At 52.5% G+C, this 21,329-nt stretch carries 19 protein-coding genes; 8 read left to right on the forward strand and 11 right to left on the reverse strand.

Going from position 1 to position 21,329, the window contains the following annotated elements; translation table 11 throughout:
- Nucleotides 1–7 precede the first annotated feature (7 nt).
- Nucleotides 8–640 (reverse strand): chromate transporter, encoded by a 633-nt coding sequence (locus KJW29_RS13385; RefSeq protein ID WP_108996365.1) that lies wholly within the window; start codon nt 638–640, stop codon nt 8–10.
- 328 nt (nt 641–968) lie between these two features.
- Between KJW29_RS13385 and KJW29_RS13390 the strand changes: the two genes are divergently transcribed.
- The gene (locus KJW29_RS13390) at nt 969–2,171 is read left to right on the forward strand and encodes an ROK family protein (protein ID WP_214630130.1); all 1,203 of its coding nucleotides are present in this window, start codon (nt 969–971) and stop codon (nt 2,169–2,171) included.
- Nucleotides 2,172–2,321: 150 nt separating this feature from the next.
- Here the strand turns inward: KJW29_RS13390 and KJW29_RS13395 are convergent, their stop codons facing one another.
- Nucleotides 2,322–3,164: an MBL fold metallo-hydrolase gene (locus KJW29_RS13395; RefSeq protein WP_214630131.1), complete on the reverse strand. Its 843-nt coding sequence runs from the start codon at nt 3,162–3,164 to the stop codon at nt 2,322–2,324.
- Nucleotides 3,165–3,251: 87 nt separating this feature from the next.
- Between KJW29_RS13395 and KJW29_RS13400 the strand changes: the two genes are divergently transcribed.
- Entirely contained in the window at nt 3,252–4,829 is a 1,578-nt protein-coding gene (locus KJW29_RS13400) for a hypothetical protein (protein WP_214630132.1), read from the forward strand.
- Between the two features lie 108 nt (nt 4,830–4,937).
- Here the strand turns inward: KJW29_RS13400 and KJW29_RS13405 are convergent, their stop codons facing one another.
- Entirely contained in the window at nt 4,938–5,327 is a 390-nt protein-coding gene (locus KJW29_RS13405; protein ID WP_087570209.1) for a MerR family transcriptional regulator, read from the reverse strand.
- Between the two features lie 222 nt (nt 5,328–5,549).
- On the opposite strand from KJW29_RS13405, the gene KJW29_RS13410 reads away from it, so the two are divergent.
- Nucleotides 5,550–6,470 (forward strand): aldo/keto reductase, encoded by a 921-nt coding sequence (locus KJW29_RS13410; protein WP_087570208.1) that lies wholly within the window; start codon nt 5,550–5,552, stop codon nt 6,468–6,470.
- Between the two features lie 264 nt (nt 6,471–6,734).
- On the forward strand, nt 6,735–7,406 hold the full coding sequence (locus KJW29_RS13415; protein WP_214630133.1) for a DUF559 domain-containing protein: 672 nt from the start codon (nt 6,735–6,737) through the stop codon (nt 7,404–7,406).
- A gap of 510 nt (nt 7,407–7,916) precedes the next feature.
- Here KJW29_RS13415 and KJW29_RS13420 read toward each other — a convergent pair.
- Complete coding sequence (locus tag KJW29_RS13420) at nt 7,917–9,782, reverse strand: prenyltransferase/squalene oxidase repeat-containing protein (protein WP_246608710.1); 1,866 nt, start codon at nt 9,780–9,782, stop codon at nt 7,917–7,919.
- Between the two features lie 199 nt (nt 9,783–9,981).
- Between KJW29_RS13420 and KJW29_RS13425 the strand changes: the two genes are divergently transcribed.
- Nucleotides 9,982–10,521, forward strand: a complete 540-nt coding sequence (locus KJW29_RS13425) for an RDD family protein (protein ID WP_214630134.1) — start codon at nt 9,982–9,984, stop codon at nt 10,519–10,521.
- A 293-nt stretch (nt 10,522–10,814) separates the two neighbouring features.
- Nucleotides 10,815–11,795, forward strand: a complete 981-nt coding sequence (locus KJW29_RS13430; protein WP_425517558.1) for a glycoside hydrolase family 43 protein — start codon at nt 10,815–10,817, stop codon at nt 11,793–11,795.
- A gap of 125 nt (nt 11,796–11,920) precedes the next feature.
- Here the strand turns inward: KJW29_RS13430 and KJW29_RS13435 are convergent, their stop codons facing one another.
- Entirely contained in the window at nt 11,921–12,961 is a 1,041-nt protein-coding gene (locus KJW29_RS13435) for an AraC family transcriptional regulator (protein ID WP_246608711.1), read from the reverse strand.
- A gap of 132 nt (nt 12,962–13,093) precedes the next feature.
- On the opposite strand from KJW29_RS13435, the gene KJW29_RS13440 reads away from it, so the two are divergent.
- Nucleotides 13,094–13,687 carry an NAD(P)H-dependent oxidoreductase gene (locus KJW29_RS13440; protein WP_214630136.1) on the forward strand — a complete coding sequence of 198 codons (594 nt, stop codon included), beginning with the start codon at nt 13,094–13,096 and terminating at the stop codon, nt 13,685–13,687.
- Nucleotides 13,688–13,794: 107 nt separating this feature from the next.
- Here KJW29_RS13440 and sigJ read toward each other — a convergent pair whose 3' ends face one another.
- On the reverse strand, nt 13,795–14,694 hold the full coding sequence (gene sigJ / locus KJW29_RS13445; protein ID WP_214630137.1) for an RNA polymerase sigma factor SigJ: 900 nt from the start codon (nt 14,692–14,694) through the stop codon (nt 13,795–13,797).
- Complete coding sequence (locus tag KJW29_RS13450) at nt 14,672–15,973, reverse strand: phytoene desaturase family protein (protein WP_214630138.1); 1,302 nt, start codon at nt 15,971–15,973, stop codon at nt 14,672–14,674. Before KJW29_RS13450 ends, sigJ begins: the two co-directional genes overlap by 23 nt.
- 160 nt (nt 15,974–16,133) lie before the next feature.
- On the opposite strand from KJW29_RS13450, the gene KJW29_RS13455 reads away from it, so the two are divergent.
- Complete coding sequence (locus KJW29_RS13455; protein WP_214630139.1) at nt 16,134–16,664, forward strand: hypothetical protein; 531 nt, start codon at nt 16,134–16,136, stop codon at nt 16,662–16,664.
- 110 nt (nt 16,665–16,774) lie between these two features.
- Here the strand turns inward: KJW29_RS13455 and KJW29_RS13460 are convergent, their stop codons facing one another.
- From KJW29_RS13460 to KJW29_RS13475, 4 genes are all read right to left on the reverse strand, one after another.
- On the reverse strand, nt 16,775–18,169 hold the full coding sequence (locus tag KJW29_RS13460; protein WP_425517531.1) for an MATE family efflux transporter: 1,395 nt from the start codon (nt 18,167–18,169) through the stop codon (nt 16,775–16,777).
- Nucleotides 18,170–18,280: 111 nt separating this feature from the next.
- Entirely contained in the window at nt 18,281–19,804 is a 1,524-nt protein-coding gene (locus KJW29_RS13465) for an AMP-binding protein (RefSeq protein ID WP_214630140.1), read from the reverse strand.
- Nucleotides 19,804–20,658 carry an SDR family NAD(P)-dependent oxidoreductase gene (locus tag KJW29_RS13470; protein ID WP_214630141.1) on the reverse strand — a complete coding sequence of 285 codons (855 nt, stop codon included), beginning with the start codon at nt 20,656–20,658 and terminating at the stop codon, nt 19,804–19,806. Before KJW29_RS13470 ends, KJW29_RS13465 begins: the two co-directional genes overlap by 1 nt.
- A gap of 37 nt (nt 20,659–20,695) precedes the next feature.
- The gene (locus KJW29_RS13475) at nt 20,696–21,289 is read right to left on the reverse strand and encodes a GNAT family N-acetyltransferase (protein ID WP_214630142.1); all 594 of its coding nucleotides are present in this window, start codon (nt 21,287–21,289) and stop codon (nt 20,696–20,698) included.
- Nucleotides 21,290–21,329: the final 40 nt, after the last annotated feature.

A 21,329-nucleotide genomic window follows, 5' to 3' on the forward strand; every position in this document is an offset into this window, starting at 1 on the left:
TTATTGCCTAGATCATATAATCAAATATTTGCTCCTGCACCTTGCCGCTTCGCTCCTGCCGCAACTCTTTGCTTCGCTCTTGTCCCAGCTTCGCTTTAATGGCCTGAATCACGATTCCCGCGGCAGCGCCGCCAGCAATGATCAGAAGCGGATGGATCAAGGAACCACCTACGAACAGCAGCAGCACGGTGACCCCGATAAGTACGGCCGATGCTTTGTCGACGAGCGCCTTTTTACCGTATTTGATGGCTGCATACGCGATTAGCGCCACGATCGTAGCCCTGATCGACAGAAATGCCGCTTCAATCTTGGGATTGTCCTTCACCTGCAGAAATACATAAGACAGCACAACGATAATACAGAACGTTGGCAGCAGCATCCCTATCATAGCGGCTAACGCTCCACGAATACCGGCGATCCGGTATCCGATGAAAGTAGCGGAATTAATCGCAACCGCGCCTGGAATGGATTGCGCAACAGCGAATACATCTCCAATATCCTCGCTGTCCATCCATTTGCGTTTCTCCACAACTTCCTTCTCCATCGCCGGCATGACCGCAAAGCCGCCTCCGAAGGTCGCCGGAGCTATTCTCAGAAACGTTGTGAACAACTGCCAGATAGTTTTCCCTGTCTCCGTCATCTTCTGCCGTCCCCCCATGATGTCATCTGAAAATCAATGCCGTTTATGCAATCAAGCTTTCCGTTCCAAACTCTATAGAACTAGTATAGCATCTTTTTTTCAATTTGGAATTAAGTTTTTATGAAAAGGGCTATAAGTATTTGTGATAGGGTCAAATATAGGAAGAATCATTGATTTCTTGTCATTATCCAGAGAGGAATACTGAGGATTTGTTGAAGTTTTTATCATTTTGCAAATAAGTGGATATACTTGTATAGATTCTAGCAACCACCCTTCTTTTAAGCTATGATGAATATTAAAGGTGTATAAAGGAATAGGAGAAGTTGGGATGAGGACAGATGGACAAACCGCAAAACAATCCGTGAAACAAACGGTGTATCAACATATTGCGCATCAGGGCATCGTCTCCAAAGCCGATTTGCTTCCAAGCTATTCGTTGACTTCGAGCACGATGAATCGCCTGCTGGAAGAGCTGCTGGGCGACGGTTTGATCGAGGAATCCGGATTCGGCCCTTCCAGCGGCGGAAGAAAGCCCATACTCTATAAAATTAACGGAACCTACGGTTATGTTTTTGGACTGGAAATTTCGCGTTTTTACTCCACGCTTGGTTTGTTCGACATGGACATGAATCCCAAGTCTTTCGTCCGCTGGCGAATGGATGAGGATATGACGCCGGAACAATTCGTAAAGTATGTCGCGGGGCGAATCCGGGTGCTGTTGACCGATCATGGCTTGACGGAGTCCCGGATCATCGGTATCGGCATCGGCGCCGTCGGACCGTTGAACCGCGAGGAAGGCATCATATTGAACCCGCTGTACTTCCCTGCAAAGGGCTGGAGCAACGTGCCCATCTGCAGCTTGATCGAACAAGCGACGGGGATAGCCGCCATGCTGGATAACGGAGCGAACACCGCGCTGATCGGCGAACACTGGGCGCTGCGGCACGAAGGCATCGAGCACATGGTCTATGTGCATGCAGGAATAAGCATGCGCTCCGCGATGATGTCCTACGGCCGAATCGTCTACGGCTCCGTGGATATGGAAGGCTCCATCGGACAGATGATTATTCAGACCGACGGGCCGCGCCTTAACGAAGAAGGCAACTACGGGGCGCTGGAGGCATTTGTCTCCGTCCAGGCGCTGGAGAAGCAGGCACGCTCGGATGCCAAGATGGGCCGCGGCGACCTGACGAATATGTACCATCTCCCTGCCGAGCGTATCGGCTACGATACGCTGCTCCGGGAGCTGGCGAGAGACAGCGCCTACGTATCGGAGCTGTTCCTTCGCTCTGCGAGATATTTTGGCATCGGCTTGTCCAATGTGATCAACCTGTTCCACCCTCAGACGATTGTCCTCGGCGGCACGCTGGTAACCTCGCATGAGCGCTTCTTCCAGACAGCGACGGAGGTTGCCCGAAGCAACGCCTATCATAATCCGGAATACGTGCCCGTGTTTTCCAAGGGCGTGCTCAAGGAAGACGCCGTCGCGACCGGCGCGGCTCTGATGGTCTGGAAGGCGATGCCGGTATAATAACCCGGCCTTTCGGTTCAAACGACGATCGGCTGTCCTATCAGGATAAAAGAAAAATCACGTTGTATGCCCCCGTCTGCCTGGTGCAGGAGAGCAACAACGTGATTTTTTAATGTATAGGAATCGAAGCGCGTCGATAGCCGTATTTCGCTACTTCAAATAAACGAATCGCTCGCCCGGCGCGAACATATGGAAGCTCGAACTTGGATAATGTTTGTACATATAATCGACGAAATAAGCCGGATTCTCGTCATTATGAGCGAACAATCCGTAATGCATCGGCACGGTCAGCCTTGCGCCGATCGCGGCGCTGAGCTCGGTAGCCTCCCTGTAGTTCATGTTGCCGACGATGCCTTTGCGGCCCCGGACATAATCGCGACCGTTGATCGGCAGCAGCGCGACGTCGATCTCTTGCGGCTTCAGCCAATCCTCCAGCTCCGTAAAGCCAATGGTATCCCCGGCATGCAGCAGCTTGATCTCCCCCAGCGTAGCGACATAACTTAAGTAGAAATGCTCACCTGCCCCATCCGTTTCAAAATCCTCGTGTTTCGCTGCGTGTGCGGCAATCGATACGCCCTCCGCCAGTTGCAGGTTATCTCCATGCGAAATCCCGATCAACTGCTCCTCGGCGACTCCCCATTCCATCATTAGGCCCAAGTGAGCTTTGGGGACGATGAACTTCGTTTTGTTCGATCGGGCTATTTCCTGCAAGGTAAGCTTGTCCATATGATCCTCATGGTGATGCGAGCAGACGACATAGTCCACGTCTAGACACTCCGAGGGCAACAACGGCGTCTTGAAAGCTCTCTGCCAAGGATCGCCGGCAAGTTCGTAAACCCAATCGGATAGGTACGGATCAAAGAGGACGGTAGTTTCCTTCCATTTGACCAGAAATCCCTCTTGTCCCAATGACCAGATGGCAATAGCTTCTTGCGGCAGCGTCGTAGAACGCAGTTGGTTGAATACGGTTGCAGAATACTTGTTTGGTTTCATATGCTCGCTCTCCTCGAATGGAATGGTATAATAGAGTAGTTCAAATAGGGTAGAATCTATGAAACGATCGGAAGGATGGATCACACGATGACTACAAAACAGCAACGCCAGCAGCAGCTTAGAAAGCTGATAGCGGACCGTGCCTGTGCCACGCCCCTGCTTCCCAGCGGACTGTGGTTCCATGGAGACATCCGCGACAACTTCTATTATGCTTCTTATCTGTACTCTGCTGCAAGCGAAGGCCAGACCCTCGCGCTTGAGCAATCGTCTGCCCTTGATCTGGCTTCTTCCGTACTGACGAAAGTCTTGCGTCTGCAAGACCGCGATCCGGCCAGCGCTACTTACGGTCATTGGCCGCTGAACCTCGGAGACGATCCTGCGCAGGCGCCGATCAACAAGCTGCCTGTCGAGATCATTTGTTGTCTCCTTACTTTCTTCCACGAAAAGCATAAAATGGATTTGACGCCGGAGCTTCGCTCCGAGCTTTCGCAATCCACCCAGCATATGTATCGTTCTCGTTACTATGCCGCGCCGCTAAGAACGTATAACCATCATGAAGCGAAACATACCGCTGCGGCCCTTCTACTAGGCACCGTACTTGAAGATTCGGAATTGCTTCGAGAAGGAGCGGCCCGCGTACGATCCACTTTGACGCAGCTGAAGACCTACGGCATGTCGGAATACGGCATCCTGCCATGGTTCTGGCACTGGACGCAAGCTTATGCCGCCGCTTGGGAAATTGTCCGTGACCCTGCTGTCAAAGCTGACATCCAGTCTCTGCTGGAATGGTTGTGGCAGGAACGTGCCGATTATTATTTCCACGGGGCGTGGGCGGGGCCGCATTCGCGTTCGTTGCCGCCGGATGCGCCTGCCGACCGCTGCGCGGCGTTCGATTATGTGCAATTCGGCGATTTCCCGCTGCCGGAAACGGTTCATCGTCCGGAATATGCCGGGCTGCTGGGTTACGAGATCCCGGATTACATCAGGCAATCCGCGTTGAAACGTTCCTATCCCTATCAATTGCGACGCGACTATCCCGCTTCCGCGCTTGAACCGTCCGGCGAACGCCGACATAGCATCCTCTATATGGACGAAACGTTTGCGCTTGGCGGTATGCTGGAGCGAGCGGTCGAATTCGACAACGAGCAGCATCGCTGGGATGTGACGTTTCCTGTGACCGATGGTACCGTCAACCAAGCTTACTTCGTCCTGCCTGCTGCCAAAGCTGGCGACAAGCTGCGCCATAGCGGCGAAGCAGAGGAGATCGCGCTGGACCGCAATGTGCTTATTGCCTTGTACCAGCCTACCTCTCCGGAAGAAGCCCGTCAATCTCTAGTAGGCGTGTTGCCGCCGGGAGAATGGATTGCGGATGCTCGCGCCGTGTATGGCATCGTCGGACAAGCGATGCTCGCCATCCACTTGATGAAGCCGTTCCGCCTGACGTCCAGACCTGATCGCTGCGAGATCGAGTCGATTGAAAGCGGCAGCAATGGCGTCGTCGTAGAAGCGATCTCCATCCGGGAAGCCGGGGCGAACGGCTTGACGACGCTCAGCGCATTTGTGGAGAACAGGCAGGCCAATGCTCCCGTATTTTCCGAGCAGCCGCTGTCTGCCTCCTATGTAAGCGTGACAGGCGCAACGCTGACCCTTAAGCATAGCCGGTAAGATGCGAAGGTTGGAATTAGCGGCATAGCCGCACACGTGGCATTCGCGAAGGGTCGGCCAACAAGCCGACCCTTTACGCCAGCGTCGGCTTCCGCCTCCTGATCGCGACTATTTTTGCAGCGGCAGCTCCTTCGCGAACCGTTCCTGATACATGCGGGGGAGATGCTTAATTTTGTAATTGATCGTCTTCAGACTGTTCTGGAGCTCCACCAGCTGCGATTCGACCATCTCCCTATGCTTAAGTAAAATTTCCATCCCCTTCTCGAGCACTGCGTCATTGTCGGTGCAATGCTGGATCAGGCTGCGCAAATCCTTGATTGGCATACGCGTCTGCTTAAGGCAACAGATGAGATCGATCCAGTCGATGTCCTGCTCGCTGAAAATGCGTGTCCCATTGCGGCGGTCGATGAATGGCAGCAGACCTTCTTTGTCATAATATCGAATGGTATGGATGGACAGCCCCGTTTTTTCGGCCGCTTGAGATATCGAATACGTCATGATTCATACCCGCTTTCCAAGGCAATACATATATACTAAATGTCTAGAGGTTACGCCAACCTCCCGGGATTGTCAATGCTTGCAAGGAACAAACATCAGATTGCGGCTTTGCAGAACAGCACCAGATTTTTTTGTCCAATATATTCTGGACGTATTGACCTAGAGTCCACTCTATCTTGTATGTTGTTGTAGAACCTATTCTCGAGAGGAGCCAACCTTACTATGAAAATGATTCCAATAGCAGGCACGGATCTAACCGCCTCCAATATTGTGCTCGGCTGCATGCGCATTAAGGGTATGTCCCTGCAAGACACCGAAACGCTCATTCGCACCTCGATGGAAGAGGGCGTCAATTTCTTCGACCATGCGGATATCTATGGCGGCGGCGAATGCGAGACACATTTCTCCAAGGCGATTGGCATGAACGCAAACCTTCGCGAAAAGATGATCATCCAAAGCAAATGCGGCATTCGCGGCGGCTATTTCGACTTCTCCAAGGAGCATATCCTTGCTTCCGTCGATGGTATTCTTGGGCGTCTAAACACGGATTATTTGGACATTCTGCTGCTGCACCGTCCCGACGCGCTCGTGGAGCCGGAAGAAGTCGCCGAAGCCTTCGACAGCCTGCAAGCGAGCGGCAAGGTCCGTCATTTCGGCGTCTCCAACCATTCGCCGTTGCAGATCGAGCTGCTCAAAAAATTCGTAAAACAGCCGATCGTCGCCAACCAGCTGCAATTCAGCATCGCGCATACGCCGCTTGTCGACTCCGGCATTGCGCTGAACATGAATATCGACCAGTCCGTCAACCGTGATGGAGGCATTCTCGACTACAGCCGTCTTCACGATATTACGGTCCAAGCCTGGTCGCCATTCCAGCAAGGATTCTTCAAAGGTCCGTTCCTCGGCGATTTGGAGAACTACAAGGAGCTTAACGAGTATATCGATACGCTCGCGGCCAAATACGACGTCACCAACACGGCGATTGCCGTGGCTTGGATTACCCGTCATCCGGCGAATATCCAGGTCGTGCTGGGCACGACGAACGTCGGCCGTCTCAAGGATTCCTGCAAAGGCTCCGACATTCCGCTGACGCGCCAGGAATGGTACGGCATCTACAAAGCTGCAGGTAATATGGTGCCTTAACGGGCAGTAAGCTGCTCGTATTTTATTTGGTACACTGCTTATAAAATGAAGCTGACGACATATAAACTGCTTGGAAACCATGCAACTGACATTCGTCCGCCTTCGGCGAAGAACGCTTGAATCCACCTGACTGCCAGGTTGATTTGCGCGTTCTTTTTTTGCGTGAATGCAACATGCGCGTAGCACATCGCGGCGTTTGTTGACGGCTTCATGATGTTTTTGCTGAAACTTGCATTACCGTAAAAATGAGAGGAGAAGATCACGATGACGTTTGAGAAGGAACACGAAGCGTTTATCCAGCGGCATTTGGAAAGACGGGCCGGGGAGCGAAGAGGAAGACTGGAGCGTGGACATCTGGAAGCGGAAACGCTGTTTTGCAAGCAGGTATGGTGGCCGCTCCGGGGTAACTTTCTTGGTCTCCATCCGGAGTACGAGGTGCTGGATTGGCGCGGTTACTCGTACTTTTGCGATTTTGTGTATATGACGGGCAAGGAGAAGATTGTCATAGAAATAAAAGGCTTCGGCCCCCACGTCAAAAACATGGACCGACAAAAGTATTGCAACGAGCTCAATCGGGAAACTTTCCTTACCTCTATCGGCTATCACGTTATTTCCTTCGCTTACGACGATGTGGCGCAACGCCCGGAGCTGTGCGTAACCTTGCTACGCATGGTATTAAGCCGATTCGAGGCATCGGCTACACCTGTGACAATCTGCTCGCTGGCCGAACGCGAGACGATTCGGCTCGCCTATACGCTCGCTCGACCCCTGCGGGTTGCCGATGTTGCCAAACACGTCGGAATCGACCGGCGTACAGCCGTCAAGGCACTGCGTTCATTATGCGATCACGGTTTGTTTACTTCCGTCACGGTCCCAAATGGCAAATACGTGGTGAAGTACGTGATGAAGCCTCATGCATTATTTGCGCTCAGATAAGAGTCGCTGAATAGTTGGTGGCATAGATTTGTACATTTACACACTAATTTCACGGCAACATTTGTACAAAACTGTGCATGTTGCTATTCAGCTTTGTGCCTAAGGGATACAGTAAGATCCAGTAGGTATTCATTAAGTATTCGGTAGGCTTTCAGGAGGCTTTCAGGAGGCTTTCAGGAAGCAACAAAGGAAATTTGTACAAATATACACAAATTTCATGGGTAGACCAGCGGTAAACAGTAAAATTGTACAAAAATACATAAAATTCAATAGCAGCAAGCTAAAATACCTCTTCAGCTATCTAAAATTGTGTATTTTGGTATAATTCTTTCACGATCAGCTGAATTCGGGAGAAAAATTGAGCATATTTGCACAATCATCGAGTAGCTTTCCGCGTACGAAGTGATAAGAGTAGGTGTAGGTGTAGGTGTAACTGTAGGTGCGGGTGCGGGTGCAGGTGCGGGTGGAGTGCTGGCCGCACAACGTCAGCGGCCAGCACCTCCAATAACTCTATTCGTCGAATTTGTTCACATACGCAGACAGCGCAAGCAACGGCCAACTGACATTGTTACTTGGATAATGGGCATACATGCTGCCTGGCAACATCGCTCCCGTCGGGTAGACAGATGTCCAGTCTCCCGCTCGCAAAACTCGCAGCAACGCCTCCACCCCCCGCTCCATCTCCGAAGTCGGCTTGTCGTGCGCTGCTATCAGTCCGTTCAGCGCCCATGCCGTCTGAGACGGTGTGCTGGCATTTAGAGGCACGTACCGTTTCCGTTCGTCGCTGACACAGCTTTCTCCCCAGCCACCGTCGCTATTTTGTATGTCGAACAGCCAGCGAACGCCTTTCGTTACGGCCGGATGATCCTTCGCCAGCCCAACGGCCAGCAGCCCTTGCAGCGCCATGCCCGTTCCGTGAACATAAGCTATTCCCCATCTGCCATACCAGCTTCCGTCACGCTCTTGGCGCGACAACACCCACTTAACGGAATCGTCCACCCAACTGTGGCCGATTGTCATCTCCAGCTCCTTGCCTAGAAACTCCAGCTCCCTGCAGCTGAGATCCACTGTAGAAGGATCCGATGCGATATCGGATTTGCCGTCGAAGGTAAAGAACAAGTCCGTTATCGAGCTCCCCCTTCTTTCGAACGCAGGCCATCCCCCATCGTCGTTACGCATGGCTAACACGAAGTTCAACCCCCTCTGCCAGCTGGCGCGTCCATCCGGCAGCCTGCTCAAGTAAGGGCGGATCGTCCTCAATGCAGCTACGCTGTCGTCCACATCGGGATAGAAGGTGTTCACGTCCGAAAAGCCCCATCCTCCCGGCTCCGTATGCGGGCTTCTTCGAATCCAATCTCCGACACGGGATTGCTGCCTGCTGGCAAGGTACAATGCGGCGTTCTCCAGCGATGTAGAGGTTTCAGAAGTCGGAAGACCAGCTTCTATTAGTGCGTAACTAATCATGGCGGTGTCCCATATCTCGGACGAAGCTGTCTGAATGCCGGCACGATTCCAGCATTGCAGTGACAGAACGCCGTGCAGGAGTCGATCCATCAGAGGTGATGCGACAGGCTCTTGCAGCGCCATAAGCGCAAATGCCATCAGAATGGTCGAAGTCGAATATGTGAGCAGCGTCCCGTTCGGCTCCAGCCTCTCCAGCATAAATTGCCGAGCTTGCTCCAGCGCGTTCGGCGAACCGATGACAGGCAAGCTGTCAAACGGAATTGCCGATAAAAACGCATTTAGCGCCGAGATCCATGTATGGTCGTTGGCAAAAGTTCGTTCTCCGCGAACAAACAGATCTCCCATATCCGGCATCCATTCGTTGCGCGCCGAGAACTGCAGATTCGACATGATTAACGTCGGAATGAGATGGACGCGAGCATGCCCCGATAATGAAAAGAGATCGAGCCCTGCCTGCGAAAAAAACAACTCCAGCGGCAGCCGCAACTGCTTCGGCCACTCTGCTTGCCCTGTCGCGGAGAAAATAACTTGCGTCAGCAAGCTTTTTGCCTGAGACAGTCCTCCCTTCGAGCGAATATATTGCTTAGCCCTTTCGATCGCAACATCCGTCTCCAAATAGAACCCTGCGCATAACAGCGCGTAACAGGCTTCCGCCGTCGCCTCCAAGCTGCCTTCCTCGTCGGAATACAGCTTCCACGCTCCATTTGACTGCTGCAAAGAGGCTATCCGCGCGGCCAGCGGTCGGATAAAGGCGTCATCCCTTCGTCTGAGCGCTGTCAACAATACGATCCAATAACAATCCGTCGAGATCCCGGTGTCCAGGCATAAACGCCACGATCCATCCGATGACTGAGAAGCCATTGCCCCCATCGCTAGCGCACGAATCCCGTCCTTTATTTCATTCATGTCCATTGCATGCCCATCCTTTTCCCGTTTCTTTGCTACATATATATGCGTGTTAGGAGTAGGATAGGATTTGCATGAACAATAGAACTATCGACCTATACACAGGTCAATCGGCATGATATATTCAACTAGAAGGTTCTGGAATTATATCCAGCATTCGTACCAGGCGAATCTCACCCTATCTTTGACTAAGGAGCACAACTCAATGGCACAAGAACTAGAACAAGAACCAGCCCCCCTCGCGCCCCAACAACCGACAAAACCCTGGATTCGCTTCTGGGCGAGATACTTCGATTATTTAAGTCATGCGATTTTTATTTCCATTTTGTGGATATTAATTGATTTTGATAGTTTTCTTCAAATCAATGACAATCTTCTAGGTTTCATCCTATTGGTTGCCTTCGTTTTTCTGGATGCCCTGTACATGTACTTTTGGGGGACAACGCCTGGCAAAAAACTATTGAACATTAAAGTTCTGGATGCCGACGGAACAAGAATGCCCAAATCACTGGCCTTTAAGAGAGCCCGACTTGTCTGGTTGAGGGGAATGGGACTTGGCGTTGGCATACTGGAAATCATCGCGAACATTATTGGCTATCGGAGATTAAAAAAAGAAGGAATAACATCGTGGGATCAGGAGTTAGGGCTTCAAGTCATACACGGAAAAATCGGCATTTTCAGAATGCTACTAACCCCTTTTATCGTCGTTCTGCTGCTAGGCATTGCGGTTTACGGCATGATATAAGAAATAACAGTATATCAGTAGGAAGAACTAGGGCGTGTCCGAATACTCCGAGGGGAGCAGATTTTGCCGAATTTTCGTTCCATGCAAGGAACTTTTGTGAAGGCGTACCGGGTGTACGTCAAGCAAAAGTGACGAAGCAGGGGGCGGAAAGGCGGTGAAAGATGCCCCTGAGCGGGTTTTCAGACACGACCTAAACTTTCTATAACAAAAGCCATAGTTTCTAAGGTTTCGTGCGGCTTTCTTTTCGGATAAAATGGAAGGAGCATTCACTCAACGCTCAAGGAGGAACTATGATGGCTAAACGCAACGAACCCTTGGTGACTCATATCTATACAGCGGACCCTTCCGCGCATGTCTTTGAAGGCAAACTGTATATCTACCCTTCGCACGACCTCGATCATGAGAAAACCTCCAACGACAACGGCGATCAATACGATATGGAAGACTACCATGTTCTCTCCATGGAAGATCCGGACGCACCTTGCGTTGATCATGGGGAAGCGCTCCATCTGCGCGATATTCCATGGGCCAAGCAGCAGCTATGGGCGCCGGACGCCGCCTTCAAAAACGATACGTATTATTTGTTTTTCCCGGCGCGTGACGGGCAGGGCATCTTCCGTATCGGCGTTGCTACCGGCAAGTCGCCGGCTGGTCCGTTCGAGCCCGAAGCGGACTACATCCCGGGCAGCTTCAGCATCGATCCCGCCGTTTTTGTGGACGAAGACGATAACGCTTATATGTATTTCGGCGGATTGTGGGGAGGACAGTTGGAAAAGTGGCAGACCGGCGAGTTCCTGCCAGACGCCGAAGGCCCCGACCCGACGGAACCGGCACTGGGTCCACGCGTGGCAAGGCTGTCAGACGATATGCTGAGTTTCGCCAGTGCTCCCAAGGAAATTGCCATCGTGGACGAGAACGGACGGCCTATTCTTGCGGGAGACGAGGAGCGGCGCTACTTCGAAGGGCCATGGGTGCACAAGTACAATGGACTTTATTACTTATCCTATTCGACGGGCTCCACCCATTACATTGTCTACGCGACCAGCACGAATCCCGAAGGCCCCTACCATTATAGAGGCCGGATACTGACGCCGGTTATCGGCTGGACGACCCATCATTCCATCGTGCAGTTCAAGGAGCGTTGGTATCTGTTCTACCACGACAGCTCGCTCTCAGGCGGCGCGGATAACAAACGAAGCGTCAAATTTACCGAGCTCCATTACAACGAAGACGGCACGATTCGAACGATCGACCCTTACGAGGTTTCACAATAACGGTGACGTCTGCTCTGACAAAGGGGCTATCCCAAAAGCCAATTTGCGACTTTTTTGGGACAGCCCCAATCGACAGCTCATCATGGCTTGGGTAACGATACGACCATTCATTTAAACAACCAGCACTACCCGCTTTGCTCCGCTCCCTCCCGCCATGCCTGTTCCCGGTATTGCCCCGGCGTCTGCCCCGTCCATCGTTTAAAGGCGCTTTGGAACGCGCTTGGCTCCGAGAAGTGCAAGGCATAAGCGATATCGCCGACCGAAACACCTCGCTTCTCCAGATAACCTTTGGCCAGCTCTTTGCGAACCCCGATGGACAAATCATTGTACGACGTCCCCTCCAGCTGGAGCTTATGCTGGAGCGTTCGCACGCTAACGCCAAGCGCCTCCGCCGTCTGCGCGACGGTTGGAAAATCGGCGGGCAGACATGCCTTCATCCAAGCTGTCACCCGTTCCCCCATCCCGTGACTCTCCGTCTGTGCTAGCTGCTCAAGCGTCTGCCGTGCCATATTGTCGAACAGCTCCAACAGCTTGGAGTCGGAATACATCACTGGATAGCCGAGTACCTCCGCAGAAAAACGAAGATATGTCTCATGTTGTTCGAACATCGGCGATACACCAAACACACTCAGGTAGGGATCGACGTCAGCCGGTGGGGCATGCTGGAACGATACCTCTTGAAGGGCTATGGAACGATTGCTTAATTTGCCCATCATTTTAAATATGGAGCAAGTCATATCCTCCACGCAATGGCGGGACATCTTGTCTTTATCGGGATGCTGAAGCCGTATGACGATTCTGACCTCGTCACCATCCGGCTCCACGTCCATTAGAAAGCCGCTGCACAATATATCGTTATACCGCCTATACGCGGCGAGCGCTTCGCCGACCGTGCGGGAGTGCATCATTACGTAACCGAGAATGCCCATATCCGCAAAATCCGTAATCTCGCCCTGGCGCATGCCAAAATGATCGTCATCCGTATAAATAGCGGCGGCAATCATAAGCCGTTCCAGCTCGGATGCAGGAATACGCGCCTCCGGATCCCGCAGCAATTCGACGTCAAGCGATACCGATGCGCAGAAATGCTCGCGATCGTATCCTTTGTGCACAATGGTCTTTAAAATGGGAAATACCATCGTGATCGCTACCTTTTCGCTGCTCAAGCCCCTCTCCCCCTCCTTTCGCTTGCGTAAATTCACAATCCGGGTTGCGCCATCCATCATCCACATGCTCTTCCAAATGGCGTATGCTGAATCTGGCATTACGAATCCCATGATTGATGGAGGTAACTTCCCATGACCCTTACGAACAAATCCAACATTCTTATTATTAACGGCCATCCCGATTCTGCAAGCTTTAATGCCACGCTTGCCGACGCTTACGCAACCGGCGCCCTTGACAGCGGCGCGCAGGTACGCAGGCTAAATCTTGCCGAGCTTGCTTTCAACCCTACTTTGTCCTTCGGCTACCGAAAGCGCACCGAGCTCGAGCCAGACTTAATTCGCGCTCAGGAGCTGATCCGGTGGGCTCATCACCTGGTATTCGTCTACCCAACCTGGTGGGGAGCCATGCCAGCCTTGCTGAAGGGCTTCATCGATCGTGTTTTCCTGCCCGGCTTCGCCTTCAAATACCGCGAGAACTCCGCTCTCTGGGATAAGCTGCTTTCCGGCCGCACCGCGCATCTGCTCGTTACGATGGATACGCCATCCTGGTACAATCGGCTCGTATATCGCAATGCGGGACATATTGTGATGAAAAAGAACATATTGAAGTTTTGCGGGATCAATCCTGTCCGCATTACAGAACTTACGCCAATCAAACCTTCCACTCCCGAACAGCGAGCCAAGTGGTTAAAGAAGGCGAAAACTCTCGGCGAAAAAAAGTCTTAAGCAGGTTTTGAACCGCTTCTTAACTACAATTAATTGGCCACGGCGAGCGATTGCTCGCCTTATGGAGGAAATGGTGTTCGGGAAACAGCCGACCGCCAAACGGACCGTTACTGATTTCCATTGTTTAACGGAGGTACATGGCCAAGCTTGTCGGGGTTGCAAATGCAATAAATATGATCGATAACCCCGTCCCGGAAGCCGAAAGAATAGATGTATCGGTTCCCGTCGTCGAAATCGAAACGGAGTCCCGGCGTGCCGTTAATCCAAACATAATCGAATTGGTACGTAGCGTCATACATGACAAGCAGATTTTGCAGCAAGGACAGAACGGCGTTTGCGCCACGAACAGGAACTTGAGCCGCCCGCACCTTGCCGCCGCCATCTGACAGAAAGACGATGTTGTCGCTGACCAGCTCCAGAATTCGCGACTTATCGCCCTTAAAAACGGACTGCACAAACGACTTGACAAGAGATTCCGCAACTTCTGCAGTTGGATGCTCACCTTTGCTGTCGCGAATGCTCTTATGCGCCCGATGATAAATTTGCCGACAATTCGCTGCATGCTTGCCGACGATCTCCGCAATCTCCTCATAAGAATATTGATACAGCTCCCGGAGCAAAAATATGGCTCGCTCTACCGCGTTCAGCTGCTGCAGCAGCATAAGATACGCCGTGGACATCGATTCGCTCCGTTCGTAAGCCAGCGCGGGATCTTCGCCGCCTGTTGCACCGCCGTTGAAGTCTCCGAGCAGCGGCTCCGGCAGCCATGGCCCGACATAGAGCTCCCGCTTCTTCGCAGAGGACCGAAGCAAGTCCAGACAGCGATTCGTCGCGATTCGATATAAATAAGCCCGTACGTTCCGAACCGGCTCGACGTTTAAAGATTGTCCGTACGCAATAAAGGTTTCCTGCACGATATCCTCCGCATCCATGACGCTCCCCAGCATGCGGTACGACAACGCGAACAGTTCCGCTCGATGTTCCTTATATAACGACTCGATGTCCATTTCTTGAGTTGCCCTCCCCGATGCCGCTCCCCAGCATATGCCGGACGGCCCTTTTCGCGCTGGCCGTGGCGGCGTCTACCAACAATTCGCCATGGGACGCCCATTCGCCTGCCACATATAATCCGCTGATCTCCGGTACGTTCGGACCCGGATGCACTCGACCGCGAACATGGAGGAAATCATGGCACACTGTTATTTTCGGCAAATATTGTTTCGCGACCAGCTCCCCTCGCCATCCCGGCTGCACGAGATCAAGCGTCTCCTCCAGCTCCTGCAGATCCTTCTCCGGATTCGAACTCGTTCCTTGGTACTTAATGAGACATACGACTTGGGCGCCATCATCGCTTAGTCTGGCCGCACGGGACTGATTCGTCAGGAAAATCGGCCTATCGATGCCATAGACGAATTGCTGACTAGGCATCGGGAGCTTCCTCAGGGCAACATCCAGGCAAGCGGACGTTATTTCGATGGATTGCTCCTTCCACACGCGCAGTACGGTAGCGTCGGCTTGAGGAACAAGCTTATATGCAACGGCTGGCGACGACGCGACAATGACATGTTCCGCGCTAATGGATGTTCCATCGTCCAGCACGACGCCAGTAACGGCACCTAGCTCATGCAAAACGCTTACCGCGTTTGTACCGGTCAAGAACGAGGCTCCCTCTCGGGAAGCCTTCTCCTGCAGCTCCCGAACAAGCGTCCCCCAGCCTTCATCCAAATAAATGACGCCTCGCATGGCGCTGGCAAGCCCTCGCAGCACCGGACCCGCAGCTTGCAGATCGGGCGCCATCCCATAACTCGCCGTACGCAGAAGCGAATAGAACACATGCCGCACCATAGGGTCTTTGATATTTCCTTCAATCCAATCTCTTAAGCTGATTCCATCGTAATTCCGGGTATCCAGCTTCGGAAATTTCATAAGCCAACCCGCGAACTCCAGCTTGCCCCTCCAAGACAACAGCGGCGACGCCAGCAGCGAAGAAACGCTGGTAGGCAGCACGCTGAGCTTCCCGTTCCAAATGCCGAAGGCGTCAATGGACGGCTCCCCTCCCTGCAACGAACATCCGAACTCCCGGAACGTCTCGTAGGCATCGCCTTTGTATAAAGCATGGCCTCCCAAGTTGAAATAAGCTCCTTCCTTCCTATTCGTCATCGCCCTGCCGCCAAGCCGGTGCTGCTTCTCGATGACAACAACTCGTTTGCCAGCCTTGCTGGCCAAAACCGCGGCCGTTAATCCCGCAATACCTCCGCCCACGATCGCCACGTCATACCTTTCCATCCCCATCACCCTTTCGCGTATTTGCCAATATGACGGGGAGGTCGATTGATTTGTGACATCTCTATCCGAAAAAAATAAACCAGCATGTTCGTATTTCCATATCCTTCCACAGTCATGCTGTGCTATAGTGAACCTAATTATGCCATAAGGGAGGAGAATAATGGACTATATTCGGGATTACGCCATGTACGCAGCCATTTTCGGCATGTTCAGCTTCAGTTGGTTCGGCTGGGCACAGGAAAGACCTCGCAATTCATGGCGTCTTTATTTGGGAATCGCTTCGGGACTGGCACTCCTCGTTTGTCTACTCGGCGTTTATCTCAGCATTACGAACTGGGATGAGGCATCCGCATTAAACGAAGCAAGCTCGTTCCGTGTTTATCTCATTACCGTGTATGCCGAGTTTATTATCGCGGGCATTGGGGCTTTCCTTCTCATTCGCAAGAAGCTGTCCGATTTCGTGGCGCCGTTAATCGCCTTTATCGTCGGTATTCATTTTATCGGGCTTGCTCCGGTGTTCGAGGATGCCAGCCTTTACGTGCTTGCCGCCTTGCTGACGGCTGCTTCCATTTTATCGATATTCGTCGCACCCAAGCTGGGAGTCGCCCGCAGCGCGATTACTGGCATTTGCAGCGGGTCTGTGCTGTTTGCTTTCGCAGTTCTCGGTCTTATTCGTTACTTCTCGGTATAAATCCAAGTAAAGCAGCCCCTTCTTGATAAACGGAACGATTCGCTAGTCGTTCGCTCGCTGTTTAGTCAAGATATAGGGCTGCGTTTTCTTGCCACGATGTGATTGTTTTATTAAATCAACTTATGCTTGTACCACTTGTCTCCTTTGTACCTCCAGTAGAACACAGCCCCGCGCACGCCCCATTCGGCAACCATCGCGACCCATACGCCCATTAATCCGAACCCGAGCGTAATGCCAAGCACATAGCCCAAAATAATGCGAAGCAGCCACATCGTCAGCAGCGACGATATGGACGTAAACTTCGAATCGCCCGCGGCCCGAAGCGCCGAAGGCAAGATGAAGCTAATCGACCACAGCAACGGCTGCGAGACGGAAATTAAGACGATAAGTGCGAATATATCCGGCACAATCTCCTCCGGCGGGGCGTACAGATGAACGAGAAGCGGGAAGATCGCCAGCAGGATGATCGTAATCACCACGAAAAATACGTTGGACAAGCCAAGAAAAGAGGAAATAAACTTTCTTGCGTCGTCAATATTTTTGCGTCCTATGGATTGTCCGACGACGGTAACGATAGCCGCTCCGAGCGCCATGCCCCCAATCTGGAACAGCATGGACAGCGAATTCGCAATCGCGTTGACCGTAATGGCCAGCGTGCCGAGCTGGACGATAAACGTCTGCGTCAGCAGCTTGCCTCCATTAAAGAACATCTGCTCCAGCGCAAAGGGTACGCCGATGTACATAATCTTGCGAAGAAGCGACCAGTTCGTTTGCAACAGATGTTTCAGCTTGAAACGCAATGTCTGGTTATAACGAAGCAGGTAGATAATCGAGACGACCATCCCCAATACGCGTGCGGCAATTAGCGAGATGGAAAGCCCGACTACGCCCAGATCAAACCCTTTAACCAGCACGAGATTGAGCAGGAAATAAGAGAGATTCATGATTACCGATAACATCAGGCATGCTTTCGTCTCCGCGACACCGCGCAGGGCGCCGGTCACCGCTTGATAAATGGCGAGGAACGGATACGAGATGCAGCTCCCTATCAGAAAGATCTTCGCATTATCCAGGACGTCTGCCTCTGCGCTCCCGAAGAGCATTTCAATCACCGAGCCATGAAAGACGATCATGACCACGCAGAGTATGATCGACAGCAAGGCCACGGTCGATACCGATTGGGAGGCTGCTTTCGACACCATCGCGTCATTGCCGCTGCCCTTGTATTGCGCGACTATGACCGTCCCTCCCGTCGCAACGGCCACGAACAGATTGATAATGAACATGTTAATGGAGTCGACCATGCTGACGGCGCTCACCGCCGCAACTCCCGAGGAGCTGATCATGGCCGTATTCATAATCGCCATCAATACGATAAACGCGGAATCCACGAAGATGGGAATAATAATGGCGAAAATTTGTTTGTAATCCATAGAACTACCGGTAAAATAACGATTTAATAGCGCCACGCTTCGATTGCGCAGTCTTGTTGTCAAGCCGTGCACGGCATCATCACTTCTTTTCTGTTACGATAGCGGGAGTAACGACATCGTCGCCTCCAGCCTTCCCAGTATAACAAATAAAGCAGACTTTCGGCCGCTTTTCGAAATAAAATTTCAGTTCTTGAGCGCTCCAAGATCCGGCTTGCCAATCGGCGTATAGGGCAGCTCATCCATCATGACGATGGACCTGGGCAACTGGTATCTGGCCATACGCGGCCGAAGCCATATCATCAGCGATTCTTCCGACAGAACCGCTTGCTTTTTCAGCTCTACATATGCGGCAAGCCGTTGACCGAACGTATGATCATCTACCCCGATAACGATTGCGTCTTCCACGTCGGGATGCTGCCGCAAAATCCCTTCAACTTCAGCGGGAAAAACGTTTTCTCCTCCGGATACGATCATGTCGTCGATTCTGCCCAACAGCCGGTACAAACCGCTGCTTTCCCTGACGCCGACATCCCCCGTCTCGATCCAGGAGGCGCGTTGTCCCGGCAATCCTTTCCGTCTTCTTATGCACAGCCGTCCGACTTCGCCAGCCCGAGCCAAGCGTCCTGACTCGCTCAGCACGTACAGCGGGACGCCTCTAATGGCTTTGCCTATGGTTCCCGGTATCCTTCGCATATCCCTGGGCGTCGCAATTGTAGTGAGTCCGCCCTCTGTTGTTCCGTAAAGGTTAAATAACACCTCGCCTAGCGTGTTCATGGTCTCCTTTGCCAACTTGCCGCTCAGCGCAGCTCCTCCCGATACGATGCAGCGTAGCGATGGCAAAGCTCCGGAATCATGCCCGAGCATCCTCTTCACCATCAAGGGAACGACGATCGTGACCTCTACTCCATGCTCGCGGATCAGAGCGCAAGCATCTTCGGCTTTGAATCGAGGCGTCAGAATCAGCTTATAACCAAGCGCGATAAACAGGAACAAATTCGCGAGCCCAAAACCGTGGGCCAAAGGTGTCGCAATATAGACGGTACGGCAACCAAGCAGGGGCAGTCTGTTAAGAAGCGCGGCAAACGGTGGCAAATAATGCAACAGGGAAGGTTTATGCGCCACGCCCTTCGGCCGCCCGGTCGTACCGCCGGTTAGCAGCATGATGCGTCCGGATGAGGAGCGAGGAAGGTTTGACGTCTCGCCTGCCGTCAACAATTGCCAATCCAATGACGCCAAGCTGGCGATCGCCCAGCCTTTTTGCTCCGGCGTCTCTATGTCGAGCGCCCGTATGTCGTCATATAAAATAAGATCCAGTTCGTTGTTAGCCGCCAATTCCTTTAATTGGCTCGGGCTCAGCTCTGCATTCATCATATACAGATCCGCTCCGGTTGCCGAGACGGCAAAAATAGAGCGTACTAATGCCAGCTTATTCCTCCCTATGAGTCCAATCTTCATGCCACGCTTTACTCCATGACGGGAAGTTAGCAGCGAAGCAAGCCGATTTGCCTGCGAAAGCAGCTCGCGATAGGAGACACTGCCTCGGTCATCCACGATGGCTGGAGAGTCTCCATGCGTTCGCTCCGCAATTCTAAGCAGGGCCATCACATTTATGCCGTGCCTGCCAATCGCCGACAACAGACGCCACAGGCCAGCTGGCGTAAGCAGCCGAAGCTTGTACATCACCTCGAGCAGAAGCAGAAATCGCATTACCGCCTCTCCCTTCTCCGCAATAGGAGAGGAGCCGCTCGCTCCCATGCCCCTCTGCCCCATAAGGAAGCAAGCTCACCGCAAGGAAGCCACCATGGCCTGATTCTTCGTTGTCGCGTGTAAATGGCTCTTGCGATAAGCTGCGCGGCATGTTCGGCGCTCATCGCCGGACTGCTCTCGTAAGCTTTGGTCGGCGCGATCATGGGCGTGCGAACAAGCGGAAGATAGACCGACGTCGTGGCGATCCCTGCCGCATTCAGCTCCGGCGCGGCAGAACGGAACCAGGTGTCGAAGGCGGCTTTCGACGCTTGGTACGCAGACCAGAGAGGGAACGGAATTAAAGACATATTTATCGTGGAGATGTTGATGATTTGACCGCCATTACTTCGCAGACCGGGAATAAGCCCAAGCAGAAGCCTAAGCGGCGCCGTATAATTAATCGCAATCGTACGATCGAAGTCATAGGCGCGATCGAGCGAGTCGAAGATGGCTCTGCGGATCGATAAGCCCGCGTTGCTCACGACGATATCCGGCTGATTCGGAAGTTCCCGAATAAAAGCATGCAGCGCCTCCAACTGCGCCGCATCCCGAAGATCCGCGCAAAAAATCGACACTTTCGCTCTCTCCGCCTCCTCTTCGATCGACCTCTTGACCGCCAGCAGTTTCTCCTCTCGTCTTGCCGTAAGAATGAGACTTCCCCCACATCTGCCTGCCAGATAAGCAAGCTGTTCCCCTATGCCGGAGCTGGCGCCGGTAATTAGAACCGTTTTGCCACTCAGCGCCTCCTTTAGTTTCATCTCGCTCAATCGAGTACGGGGGAACAAAATTCGCTCCAGTATGCTGTAGCTCTTCATGTTGTTCGTCCCCCCTTTCGTCTTCGTACAATCCGAATCATTGACCGTCGAATCGATTTTCAAGTCGTTTCGAACCGTCTTCACCTTTGACTATCGAGTAAACCTTTAAGTCGCAATGGACGCCCTTGTTCAACACAACCTTGCGCAACGTTCCTTCGTAAGTCATGCCCGTCTTCTCCATCACCCTGGCCGAGCCGATGTTAGGTACGAGACATCTTGCTTCGAGACGGATAAGGTCCATCTCCGTAAAGCCGAATTGAATGATTGCGGCCGCGACCTCTGTCATGTATCCCTTACCCCAATAGCGCCGGGACAACGCATATCCCAGTTCCGCTCTACGGTGAACGGGATCCCAATGCACGAAGCCGCAAGTACCGATTAATCGGTCTTCTTCCTTGTCCACGACACCCCACGGCGCAACTTCGCCGCTATCGTATTTGCGCTCCAGATGGCGGATAAAGCCAAGCGTGTCATCGAGAGTCCCATGGGGATACCAGCTCGTAAATTCGGAAACGGCTTCGTCCGAGCAATAGCGGTACATATCTTCAACATCCTGTAAAGTGACAGGACGAAGCTTCGTCCGCTCCGTCTCCAATAAGGGAAGCTTTCCAAATACGTCTTTTATTTGCATAGCCGCAGCCTCCATAGTATTCGATTTCAATATGTTGATG

Origin of the sequence: Paenibacillus agaridevorans (assembly GCF_018604145.1) — a bacterium.
In the GTDB taxonomy this organism is placed as follows: Bacteria; Bacillota; Bacilli; order Paenibacillales; family Paenibacillaceae; genus Pristimantibacillus; species Pristimantibacillus agaridevorans.